Source organism: [Clostridium] aminophilum (assembly GCF_900101295.1).
GTDB classification, from domain to species: domain Bacteria; phylum Bacillota; class Clostridia; order Lachnospirales; family Lachnospiraceae; genus Clostridium_R; species Clostridium_R aminophilum_A.
The window spans coordinates 9,259-21,393 of record NZ_FOIL01000002.1 but is presented as its reverse complement, the minus strand read 5'-3'; the positions used below and the strand labels follow the sequence as shown (position 1 = coordinate 21,393).

At 50.8% G+C, this 12,135-nt stretch carries 11 protein-coding genes and 1 other RNA gene; 10 read left to right on the top strand and 2 right to left on the bottom strand.

From position 1 onward, the window contains the following. Positions 1 to 67 precede the first annotated feature (67 nt). Positions 68 to 412: a transfer-messenger RNA gene (gene ssrA / locus BMW41_RS00760) on the bottom strand. Positions 413 to 621: 209 nt separating this feature from the next. Between ssrA and BMW41_RS14075 the strand changes: the two genes are divergently transcribed. The 9 genes from BMW41_RS14075 (at position 622) to BMW41_RS00715 (ending at position 9,233) form a co-directional block, all read left to right on the top strand. Then, entirely contained in the window at positions 622 to 1,647 is a 1,026-nt protein-coding gene (locus tag BMW41_RS14075) for an NADPH-dependent FMN reductase family protein (protein WP_083378710.1), read from the top strand. Positions 1,648 to 1,773: 126 nt separating this feature from the next. Further along, on the top strand, positions 1,774 to 3,420 hold the full coding sequence (gene add, locus BMW41_RS14875; protein ID WP_242870251.1) for an adenosine deaminase: 1,647 nt from the start codon (positions 1,774 to 1,776) through the stop codon (positions 3,418 to 3,420). A gap of 294 nt (positions 3,421 to 3,714) precedes the next feature. Then, positions 3,715 to 5,103, top strand: a complete 1,389-nt coding sequence (locus tag BMW41_RS00745; protein WP_074647930.1) for an MATE family efflux transporter — start codon at positions 3,715 to 3,717, stop codon at positions 5,101 to 5,103. Positions 5,104 to 5,490: 387 nt separating this feature from the next. Beyond that, the gene (gene infC, locus BMW41_RS00740; RefSeq protein ID WP_031473742.1) at positions 5,491 to 5,985 is read left to right on the top strand and encodes a translation initiation factor IF-3; all 495 of its coding nucleotides are present in this window, start codon (positions 5,491 to 5,493) and stop codon (positions 5,983 to 5,985) included. 30 nt (positions 5,986 to 6,015) lie between these two features. Beyond that, positions 6,016 to 6,213 carry a 50S ribosomal protein L35 gene (gene rpmI, locus BMW41_RS00735; protein WP_031473743.1) on the top strand — a complete coding sequence of 66 codons (198 nt, stop codon included), beginning with the start codon at positions 6,016 to 6,018 and terminating at the stop codon, positions 6,211 to 6,213. Between the two features lie 28 nt (positions 6,214 to 6,241). Continuing rightward, complete coding sequence (gene rplT, locus BMW41_RS00730; RefSeq protein ID WP_074647927.1) at positions 6,242 to 6,601, top strand: 50S ribosomal protein L20; 360 nt, start codon at positions 6,242 to 6,244, stop codon at positions 6,599 to 6,601. Positions 6,602 to 6,974: 373 nt separating this feature from the next. Beyond that, positions 6,975 to 7,649: a hypothetical protein gene (locus tag BMW41_RS00725; RefSeq protein WP_074647923.1), complete on the top strand. Its 675-nt coding sequence runs from the start codon at positions 6,975 to 6,977 to the stop codon at positions 7,647 to 7,649. A gap of 111 nt (positions 7,650 to 7,760) precedes the next feature. Beyond that, entirely contained in the window at positions 7,761 to 8,687 is a 927-nt protein-coding gene (locus BMW41_RS00720; RefSeq protein WP_074647919.1) for a ketopantoate reductase family protein, read from the top strand. A 327-nt stretch (positions 8,688 to 9,014) separates the two neighbouring features. After that, entirely contained in the window at positions 9,015 to 9,233 is a 219-nt protein-coding gene (locus BMW41_RS00715) for a DUF6485 family protein (protein ID WP_031473750.1), read from the top strand. Positions 9,234 to 9,235: 2 nt separating this feature from the next. Here the strand turns inward: BMW41_RS00715 and BMW41_RS00710 are convergent, their stop codons facing one another. Then, positions 9,236 to 10,957, bottom strand: coding sequence for an MATE family efflux transporter (locus BMW41_RS00710; RefSeq protein WP_074647915.1), 1,722 nt, complete (start codon positions 10,955 to 10,957; stop codon positions 9,236 to 9,238). Between the two features lie 296 nt (positions 10,958 to 11,253). Here BMW41_RS00710 and BMW41_RS00705 point away from each other — a divergent pair, with 296 nt between their 5' ends. Then, positions 11,254 to 11,922 (top strand): MBL fold metallo-hydrolase, encoded by a 669-nt coding sequence (locus BMW41_RS00705; protein WP_074648141.1) that lies wholly within the window; start codon positions 11,254 to 11,256, stop codon positions 11,920 to 11,922. Positions 11,923 to 12,135: the final 213 nt, after the last annotated feature.

The window sequence follows — 12,135 nt, the reverse complement described above, 5'->3', positions numbered from 1 at the left end:
ATAGGTATGATGTTGTAAGGAAGAAAAAACAGGGTTCCGAGCCGATTAAGCTCAGAACCCTGTTTCGTCGTGGAGCAGACGGGGGTCGAACCCGTGTCCAAAAACCTGTCCCCTGTTCTTCTACTATCATAGTCTGTCCTTTGACATTCCCTCTGCCCCGCGGGGATAGACACCCTCAGAGTTTCAGTAGTTCCTGATACGCCCGATGATGCGGAACCTTCTCATCGTCGTTTCTCACATATTCGATGCCAGATTCTTAAAGTGTGAGTGCTCTAAGGCTGACACACGCTGCGATTAGGCAGCGAGAGCTACAGTATTTCTGTTAGCGTTTAATTTTAATTTTGCCATTTAACGCATTGCATGCGGATAGCTTCACCAGCTTCGAAGTCCCTGTCGAAACCGTTACTGCCCCTTATTGCCGGGAATTGTTCCCATGGCATAAAGTCCGTTTCTTAGTATAACGCTTTTTCTGGCGGAATGTCAAATTTCCTTTTCGCTTTTTTTATCGCTTTATTGTGTGAAACTTCTGTGAATGTGAATCGCTATAATAAACAAAAAAAGGATTAAATTGGAAGGATACCGCACTGAATGCATTTTGGGAAAACAGGCGGGAGGAAAGCTATGGAGAAATACGGAGAACTGTTGCTGGAGCTGAAAATGATGGCTTCGGCAATCGGTTTGAATATCAATGATGAGCGGTTCGCAGCCTACAGCCACTACGCGGAGCGCCTTCTGCATAAACTGGACGATCGCGAACACAACAGAATGCTGCCGGACAAGAAGCTGGTGCATGACATCGAAGAGCTGGTTGTGGATTTCAGCAATTCGATCAACGAATACGTGGAAAAACATCACGACCGGCTCTCGGAGCAGCTGTATACCAGGGCTCTTTTGACCAAGGGCCGCGTTATGTCGGAACTTTTCATTGAAGAGCATATCATGATCCGGGAGATGGCGGAAAAGTCGGCGGTTTTCCGCGCTTATCTCGAGGAGGCGGGAGAACCGGAAATTTCGGAAGAACATGTCTCCGGCCGGAGAGATGTCACGGAAGATCCGGAACTGTGCCGGAAACTCCGGATGTATATTGTTATTTTGAACGGTATGTCACATTCCATGATGGACCCCGCAAATATGGCTGCAACGGAAGCACAGGTGGTCGCATCCATACGGAATATGGGAATTCGCATTCCGGCGGCAGAGCAGGCCGTGAGGAATGCGGCGCAGACCTCCGCGGGAGAGCGGAAATACGCGGTCCGTTACTTCACCCAGTCCGGCAACACGCGGAGAATCGCAGAAGAAATAGCGCTTGAACTGGAGGTTCCGGCGCTGACGGTGGACCATCCGCTCGAGGAAACAGCGGATGTTCTCTTTCTGTGCAATTCCATGTACTGGGGCGGAGCGGACCGGCATGTGATCCGGTTTATCGAAGAGAATGCAGACCGGATCGGAAAAATCGTCAATGTAAGCACATCCGCTCTCGGACGATCAACCTGCGTTTCGGTCAAAGCGGCGGCAGCGCGGGCGGGCGTAGCGGTTGCGGACAATGAATTTTACTGCCGTGGATCGTTTCATCTGCTGCACCGGGGACACCCGGACGAGGCGGATCTCGAAGCGGTGAGAGCATTTGTAAAGCGAGTTGCGGAGTAAAAGTTTCCTTTTCGGATTATCCTGCGTTATACTGAGAATACTGAATGACTGAGAAGACCGCCCCAAAAAAGACCGGGGAAGGACGGATTCACAGATGAAGGGCAGGAATAAAGCGAGGATAAGACGATGGAGATTTTGGAAGAAGTAAGAGAACTTGCCAACGGAAGACACCGCGCAGTCCTGGTGAAAATCCGGGAGACGGAACCGGGACTTCCGGAGCCGGAGAAGATGGAGCCGTCTGCCTATGCGGTGCGCCGCATTTACCGGACGAGGGAAGAACTGCTGGATGCAGTGGAATACTGCCGTCTGCTTCGCGAAAAATATATGAAGGCGGCGCGGATTCTCGAGATCAATGAGGAAGAACGGACGGTCTATTACAGTTTTCTTCCCGGAAGAAACGCACTGGATTACCTGAATCTGGAAGAGCAGACGGAGAAACAGGCGGATTTTGTCCGGCTGATGATCTGGAGCCGGCTCGCCGACTGGATGATGGACATGTATGAGCGGACGGGATTTCTCATGAAATATCCGGATCTGCGGAGTTTTATCTTTGAAGAAGAGACGGATGCGGTTGCCTGCATCGCGTTTGAAGGGGAGCGGACCGCCGATGCGGCCGAAGGGTTCGGAAATCTGCTCACTGCCATCCGGATGACCGAGCCGATAAACACGGAGACGAAACTTCAGATTACCGACGTGATGCGGGGATGTTTCCTCGGCGGCTGTGATGTCGACGAAAATGAACTCCTCGACGCGGAAGACCGCTATGAGAATGAGATTATGAAAATCCGGAAAAAAAAGAAAAAGTATATTGATCTCCACGCGCATCTGGACGGTGCAATTACAGTGGACATCCTGAAGAAACTGGCGGAACTGCAGAATCTTCCCCTTCCGGCTTCGGATGACCGGGAACTGGAGACCATGATCTCGCTTCCGCCGGACAGTGTGGATCTGAATGATTTTCTGAAATGTTTTGAGCTTCCGGGACGATATCTCCAGACCGAGACCGGGATCCGCGAGGCGGTGCGGCTCGTACTGGAGAGCATGGCGTCAGACGGTGTGATCTATGCCGAGATCCGCTTTGCCCCGCAGCTGAGCACAGAGAAGGGGCTTACGCAGCGGGATGTCATTCAGGCAGCGGTTGAGGGACTTCACAGGGCGCCGATTCCGGCAAACCTGATTCTCTGCTGTATGCGGGGCGCATCGGAAGAGAAGAATCTGGAGACGGTTGAGCTGGCAAGAGAGTTTCTGGTGGATGACGGCGGCGTGACGGCGCTGGATCTCGCCGGAGCGGAGGGACTTTTCCCGACGGAGGATTACCGGAATCTGTTTGCGAAGGCGAAGGAATACGGCATTCCGTTCACCCTTCATGCCGGTGAGGCGGCGGGACCGGAGAGCGTCCGCTGCGCCATCGAGATGGGAGCGGTCCGCATCGGTCACGGCATTCGGGCAGCGCAGGATCCGGAGGTGATGCGTCTGATCCGCGAGAAGAACATCACGCTGGAGATGGCACCGACCAGCAACCGGCAGACCCATGCGGTGGATGATATGGCAGATTATCCCATCCGCACGTTTCTGGAAAACGGAATCAAGGTGACGATCAATACCGACGATCCGGCGATCGAGCGGACGACCCTTTCCGGGGAATTCCGGTATGTGGAAGAAGTGTTCGGAATCACGCCGGAAGAGGAGAAAAACATGCTGGTCAATGCGGCAGAGGCGGCGTTTGCCTCGCCGGCCCGCAGGGAAGAGCTTCGGCGGCAATTCTTGACGTAATTCAGGGAACGTGCTATTCTCTGTCTTGCATGAAAGACCGTTATTTTGCTCTTATCTGACGAAGCGCGGATACAAGGATATCATATAATTCAGAAGGAACCGGGGAAATGCACGATGACATTTCCCCGGTTTTATTGTGACAGGCCGGCCGCAGGAACACGGGACGCGAAGGGCGGAAGGTTTTTTGCGGCAGCCGGCAGATTTTCATAGAGAAGTCGGAACGCAATGGTTCGGACTTTGGAAGGCGGCTCAGACAGGCGCGAAGGTTTTCCGGCCTGAGCCAGGAGGATGATTATGGAACAGGAAAACAAACAGAATGACTTTTCGAAGGGATCCATGGCAAAGAATATTCTCAGCCTTGCGATTCCCATGACGCTTGCCCAGCTGGTAAATATTCTCTATAACGTGGTCGACCGCGTTTATATTGGGCTGCTTCCAGAAGATGCAACGCTGTCCCTTACCGGACTGGGGCTGTGTCTCCCGATTATTTCTCTGGTCGGCGCGTTTGCCAATCTGTTCGGCATGGGCGGATCTCCGCTGTCCTCCATTGAGAGAGGAAGCGGCAACAATGAAAAGGCCGAAAAGATCATGGGCAATTCCTTCGGAATGCTACTGGGAACGGGACTTCTTCTCACGGTGATTCTTTTTCTGGTGCACCGCCCGATGCTGTATCTGCTCGGTGCCAGCGACCAGACCTTCCCGTTTGCACAGAAATACCTTCTGATCTATATGCTGGGCAACGTCTTCGTTATGACCGGACTCGGCATGAATATGTTCATTAACGCACAGGGCTTTGGAACGATTGGGATGATGACGGTGCTGTTCGGTGCCATCACGAACATCATTCTGGATCCGATCTTTATCTTCGGGATGAAGATGGGGGTGCAGGGCGCGGCACTTGCGACGATTCTTTCCCAGTTGGTCTCAACAGTCTGGATTCTGAAATTCCTCACGGGTGAGAAGGCCATCCTGAAGCTGCGGAAAAAATATGTGTTCTCCATCGAGCCGGGCATTGCAAAAGAGATCGTGACGCTGGGATTTTCCGGCTTTGTCATGCTGGCGACGAACAGCCTGGTTCAGATGTGCTGCAATTCCACGCTGGAAGCATACGGCGGCGACTTATATGTCGGCGTTATGACGGTTGTCTCTTCGGTTCGTGAGATCGCGCAGCAGGCGGTTCACGGCATCACCCACAGCGCCCAGCCGGTTCTCGGATTCAACTACGGCGCGGAAGAGTACGGGCGCGTCAAGCGGGGCATTTTTTTCACAACCGTGGTCACTTCGATTTATGCCGGCGCGGTATGGCTGATTGTCTGGTTTTTCCCGGACTTCTTCATCCGTCTGTTCAATCGGGAGCCGGAGCTGATTGCAGCGGCGATTCCGGCCATCCGGATGTATTTCTTCGGATATATTTTCATGGCACTGCAGATGTCCGGCCAGAGCGTGGCGGTGGGACTTGGCCGCTCAAGGCAGGCGATCTTTTTCTCCCTGTTCCGCAAAGTCATGATTGTGGTTCCGCTGACCCTTCTTCTTCCGGGAGCCTTCGGCATGGGAACGGACGGTGTTTTTGCGGCGGAGCCGATCTCCAATTTGCTGGGCGGCGCGGCATGTTACGGCACAATGCTTGTGACAATCTGGCCGGAAATGACAAGAAAAGAGAAAGAACAGAAGCAGGCGGAGTAAGCTGCCGCGGCAGAAACTGCGTTTGTTTGGAAAAATGTGGTTGACAATATGAGGTGGATAGGCTAATATAGACGTGCTGTGAGAAACACAGTATCAGGAAAGCAGGTTATCCACCTCACCCCATCACAGAAGGTGACACGGGGTTCATATGGAAAATGCGGCAGGTCTCGGTACTTGAACACCGAACTTGCAGTCATGGACTATGAGAGTGAGCGGATGACTGTCCGGTCGCTTTTTTTGTGTAAAAGGTAAGAGCTTTGAATTTCCCGATCACAAAAATCGCTCCGCAAGGAAAGGAATCCTTTCAGCGGTGAAGGGGAAGCGGGCGGACGGACGCAACATGTATTTGGCTTAATTGATGGGAGGTACACGGCCATTAGCGATTTAATGATTAACGAACAGATCCGTGATAAGGAGGTTCGTTTGATTGGTGAAAACGGAGAACAGCTCGGAATTATGTCCTCTAAGGACGCATACAAACTTGCCAGAGAGGCTGAGCTTGACCTGGTAAAGATTGCGCCGACAGCGAAGCCGCCGGTATGCAAGATCATCGATTACGGCAAATATAAGTATGAGATGCTCCGCAAGGAGAAAGAGGCCAGAAAGAAGCAGAAGTCGATCGAGGTGAAAGAGATTCGTATGTCACCGAACATCGATGACAATGACATGAATACCAAGATGAACAACGCAAGAAAGTTCCTCGAAAAAGGTAACAAGGTCAAAGTCACACTTCGTTTCCGTGGCCGTGAGATGGCTCACATGACACAGTCCAAGTACATTCTTGATGATTTTGCAGAGAAGGTTTCGGACATCGCAGTGATCGATAAGCCGGCGAAGGTTGAAGGCAGAACCCTGGTTCTGTTCCTTTCTGCAAAAAAATAATCAATCGTTGATTCAAGGAGGAATTACATCATGCCGAAGTTCAAGACAAAGAGTGCAGCTGCAAAGCGCTTCAAGAAAACCGGAACAGGAAAGCTTGTTAGAAATAAAGCTTACAAGTCCCACATCCTGACAAAGAAGACTTCTAAGAGAAAGAGAAACCTGAGAAAGGATATCGTAACCGATATCACAAACAGCAAGGTAATGAAGAAGATCTTACCGTACTTATAATTGACAGGATTGAGGAGGATATAAAGCAATGGCAAGAATTAAGGGTGGCTTAAACGCTAAGAAGAAGCACAACAGAGTATTAAAGCTTGCAAAGGGCTACAGAGGCGCTCGTTCCAAGCAGTATAGAGTAGCGAAACAGTCCGTTATGAGAGCTCTTGCATCTGCATACGCTGGACGTAAGCAGAGAAAGAGACAGTTCAGACAGCTTTGGATCGCTCGTATCAACGCTGCAGCTCGTATGAACGGCATCTCCTACAGCCAGCTTATGCATGGTCTGAAGGTAGCAGGTGTTGACCTGAACCGTAAGGTTCTGGCTGACATGGCTGTAACTGACGCACAGGGCTTCACAAAGGTTGCTGAGTGCGCAAAGAACGCTCTGAACAAGTAATGGAATGAAGAGCATCGTTCATGGATGAACGTACCGGGTCCGGTTCCGCAAGGAACCGGGCTTTTTTTATAGGAAATTTCTCCGAAATTCCCTATGAAAAAAACGCTCCGCGAGGATGCGCACGCCGCTGTAAGGAAGCTGTCACCTAACGGTGACCAGCGGCGGCGCGCAAAGTCCGCGAGGCTCCCCTCAGGACTGAGGGGATGGGGAGCCGAAGTCCGCCTGCGGACGGCGCTTTCATGGCGGACTGCCCATAATCCGTGACAGCGGGAGGTTTTGGAGGACGATAATCTGTTGCAAACGACGGAATTGGTGTATCATAAGATATAGATGAAAAACTCAGGAAGAGGAATACCACAAAAGGAGAGTATTTATGAGAAAATCACAAGTTGTCCCGATTGCACTTTTATCTTCTCTGATCTTTGCTTTTTCAGCTTCAGCGGGTGAATGGAAAAAGGACCCGAACGGATGGCGGTATGATAATGGCGGCGGAAACTATTCTGCGCGCACCTGGCAGTGGATCGACGGAAACGGGGACGGAACCGCCGAGTGCTATTATTTTGATATAAGCGGTTATGCACGGACCAGTACGACCATCGATGGATCGGAAGTGAATGCGGATGGTGCATGGGTTGTGAACGGAATCGTTCAGACTAAGAATACGGCTGAAGCTTCCGAAAACGGACATCCGGATTCGGCAGGATACGGCTGGGCCGATCCCGGCCGGTTTAATTCCGCTGCCGGAGCGGAGGACTTAAAGGGTACGCTGGCGTATTCTCAGGGAACGATGTCAAACATCACGTTTCTGAGCGCCGAATCCTTCCTGAATTTATACACTGCTGATTTTACCGATGTGGATGGAAATCAGTGGCTTCTTCTGATCTCCTCGGCGGATAAGCAGATCGATGAGCTCAAGTCCAAGGTTGAAGGAAAGACGGTTGTGGTATACGGAAAGTACGACGGTTATTCCGAAAAAATGTCAAAGCCGTCATTTAAGCTGACACACTGCGTTGTGGATGGTCAGGGATTCTACTTTATCGGTGCATAAAACGGTGCGGAAAATGTCAGTTTAAAATTGACCGGAAGAGTATCGGGGCCGGTTCCGTATGGAACCGTTCCTCTTTGTTCCGGCAGACCACGTTGTTCGGGGGATCATCCAATGGAGTTTAAAAGAGTCGTAATTATCGGAGCGGGCGCTGTCGGAAGCTATGTTATCTGGGGGCTTTCCCGGAAGAACCATATCGATTTTTCGGTTGTCGCCACAGGAGAGCGCAAAAAAAGACTTGAAACGGACGGCTTAAACATCAATGACAAACTTTACCGGCCCGCAGTAATGACACCGGAACAGGCACATGGAGCAGATCTTGTGATTGTGGCTGTAAAATATAATGCCCTGCCGGCGGCAGTCCCGGATATCCGGGAAATCACAGATGAACACACCGTAGTGTTGAGTCTGATGAACGGCGTTGACAGCGAGGAGATCATCGCGGCCGCCATCGGTGAAGAACACATCGTTCCGGCACTGATTAAGGTCGCTTCGGAACGAAGACAGAACCGGATCATTTTTGATCCGGAAACCACCCTTGGAATTGTCTACGGGGAGAAAGACGGCAGGAGTACGGAACGCACCGATGCGCTGAAAAAACTTTTTGAAGGCACCGGCCTCCATTACCGGGAGACCAATGTCATACTTCCGGAAATATGGAGCAAGTTCCGGCTGAATGTGGGCAAGAATCTTCCGCAGGCAATGCTCGGCGTCGGTGTCGGTGCATACGAGGACAGCGCCCATGTTGCCGCAATCCGGGAAGGACTTGTAAGGGAACTGGATGCGATTGCCAGTGCAAAAGGGATCGATATGTCCCTGGCGGATTCCTCGGCGAACAGGGGAAGCAAGGTTCAGAAATGGGCAAGATACTCGACCCTTCAGGATCTTGACGCGAAACGGCACACCGAGATCGATATGTTTTCGGGGGCGCTCATTCGTATGGGCAGGGAACTGGGAATCGCGACACCGTATAACGAATTCACTTTTCATATGATAAAGGCTTTAGAGGAAAAGAACGACGGCTGTTTTGATTATCGATAAAGCGTCATAAAGGCTGTCGAACCGGTTGAAGATGCTGGCTGCAAGTAGGATACCATCCTCGTGACAACCATGTGCTGTCATTACACTGCCGGGTGGAAATGATATTTATCGGGTATTTCTTTGGAAAGCGCTATTGGAGAAGCGCTGCCATTGACAGAATGAAAATCTTTTGGTAGAATCTGAAAATCAAACAAGCAGGCGCCCGTTGCTGCCGAGTAACGGGATCAACGTCATTTCCCCCGCCGTCAGGTCTTTGCAGGCAGAGGAAATGACGTTTTTTTGGTTTGGAGAGGAAAATGCTTCGCCTCATTGAAAGGAGAGATATTTATGAGCAACATCAGTCCGTTTTGCACCTGTACCGACCGGAAATGTCCGTGTCATCCGGCCAATCATGACAGGGGATGTTCCCCCTGCGTTGCGAAGAATCTGCAGCAGGGTGAAATACCGTCCTGTTTTTTCAAAAAAGTTAATCCGGATGAGAAACCGGATGCGTACTTCTTTGAGGATTTTGCAAAGTTTTATCTGAAAAACCGGAAAACGGAGTGATATCAGTTTTGGGCTGTCTGCCGGAAGCGTATCATATTCCGGTTATATCCGGTAGTCACAAGATAAGTCTTTTCGCGATGCGCTTCCATGAGCCCGCTGAGTATGAATCCACTCAAGCCCCTGATTTCCGCGTCAGGATCGGTCAGATCAAACAGGACACCCGAATCGCGCTCGATGATAAGAACCTCACTGTCTTCAAAGAAGAGGGAAAGCTCTATTAAGAGCGGTTTCTTCGATTGCTTATTCCGTTCGATAATCGAAAGGCCGATCTCCTCGGCAAACAGCGCCGCGCGATGAGCGGTATCACTGGGATACTGATGGGAAAGAAGGTGCTGTTCCGTCTGCTCGGAGAGAGCAGACGCGGTTTCCGGGGTAAGGACCTCATCCATGACAATGATCTCCGAATCCATCTCCTTCAGCAGAAACGGGAAATTCTCCCTTCCGAATCGCTGATATACATAGAACATGGCGCAGATCAGCGTCAGGATGGGGGCAAGGACAAAGCCTGCCCACATTCCGTTGCTTCCGATAAGAACGGATCCCACGATTGGCAGGCAAATGTACAGGAAACCGTTCTGAATACATGCGATGCCGGTTGCCATGCCGATATGATCAACCAGCATATAATAGGAGGTTGTAAGTGACACCGAACTGCAGAATATAAATCCAAGCGAGACGATTCGGATGGCAGTCATGGACGAGGTGAGTGATTCACCGCCCGAAACGCCGAACAGGCCGCAGAACTGCCTGGAGAAGATCCAGATCAGCAGCGTTGCCAATGCTCCTTCTGCGACCGCTGCTTTTATGCCGGAACGCATCACCCTTTTGATGAGTTTGTGATTCTTTTCGCCGAAATAGGTTCCGATCAGCGGCTGCATCGCCATTCCCACACCATCCATCACAACGCCGAATTCGATGAGGCTGACGACCACAGCGAGGGCAATCAGGCCGGAATTCCCGTAGTGACGGGAGATAAACCCGATCATGACGTAGTCCATCAGTCCCCAGCAGATGTATACCGAAGAGTCCACAATGCTGTATTTGGATGTCAGAAGAAAATCTTTAAAGGACAAATGCCATACAAAGTGCAGCGTGCTGCTCTTGCGGAAATAGTGCCAGAAACAGGTGAGAATACCAAGAGCATTGCCGATCACGGAGCCTAAGATAATTCCGGTCATTCCCATAAATCCGGCCAGAACAACAGAGCAGATGATATTTCCGCCGATCTGAAAACCGTAGCAGATATTGTTGCAGAGCTCATCCCCGTCACTGTAGACCATCTGCTCAAGATAGAAGATTACAATCGTCAAAAACGCATTGATCGGGATAAAACGGTAATACTGAAGTGCTTTCTCAAGGGTCTCTCCCGTTATGCCGCTCACACCGAAATACAGGCTCCGGATGATGAAAATCAGAGCCGCGGATATCAGTCCGATGCCGATGCTGATGCTGAGGCCCTGGGAATAGATCTCGTCTGCGCGTTGCTTTCGCATCGCACCGATTTCACGCGTATAGACAATTCCGACGCCGGTTGATACGAGATCACCAAAGAAAGTGACAATGGCGGTCACCGGTGTGATCGCATTGATTCCGGCAACGCCGGACTCGCCGATAAAGAAGCCGGCAATGATGCTGTCACTGAGCAGCATCAGATACATCACCGCTTTGGTGAAGGTGCCGGACAGCAGCATGGAATAGAATTTCTTTTCACAGAAACCTTTCATAGACAATTCCGCCTTATTTCATCCGAATTTTTAAAGGGAACAGAGCTCCGATACGTGAAAGACTCTGTATACTATTAAAGATAATCTTTTTCAAGAAAAATAACAATGCAGAATAGAGAGCCGATACGGAGGGCCGGCATGATGCGGAAAAAAAGGTTTTGAGAGAGAAACGGAACTGCATTTGTTCTATGCGGAATGTGGATTTGCGGTATAATAAGGGATGGAAGAAGACGACAGGAGTGAACGCGCGGGAAGTCCGGAACAGGAAACAGACTGCGCACGAAAGGAAGCACAATATGGGAAATGTAAAATTAACCTGGCTGGGACACAGCTGCTTTGCACTTGAGAAAGAGGATTACCGGATTATTTTTGATCCGTATCTTGACGGCTCAGCGCCGGGGTATGCACCGCTTCGGGAGACAGCCGATCGGGTTCTCTGCAGCCATGAGCACAATGATCACGGCGGAAAAGATCACGGTGCTGGGGGTGTTGAACTGACGAAAAATGCAGCAGAAAAAGAGTGTCCGTGGGAGATTACCGAGATTCACTCGTTCCATGACGGGAATCAGGGCCGCGACCGCGGTGAGAACATCATCCGGGTATTGGATGACGGTGAATTCCGCATTGCACATATGGGCGATCTCGGCTGCGAGATGACCGAAGAGCAGAAAGAGCAGCTTCGCTTTTTGGATGTGATGATGGTTCCGATCGGCGGATACTTTACCATGGAGCCGGAGGATGTAAAAAAACTGGTGGATGAGCTTCAGCCGACCGTGGTTGTTCCGATGCACTATCGCTTTGGCAAATACGGATATCCGGCGATCGCGGAAGCAGAGCGGTACACGAAGCTTTGCGAGGATGTGATCGAATACGACGGACCGACGCTGGAACTCCCGGAGGATGGCAGCCCCCAGACTGCGATGCTCCGCTATCTTGGTTCGGGGATTGATGTCTCCAGAGAGTGATAGCCGGCAGAAATTCACTGAAATAGAACCATTTATTAGAACAAAATAAAAAATTTAAAAAAGTGCTTGCATTATTCCGCACGAGATGATATTATACAGAGGTCGGCGCGAGAGCGCAGACGAAAAGAATAAAGATGCGGAAGTGCTGGAATTGGCAGACAGGCAAGACTAAGGATCTTGTGTGCGTATACACGTGTGGGTTCAAGTCCCATC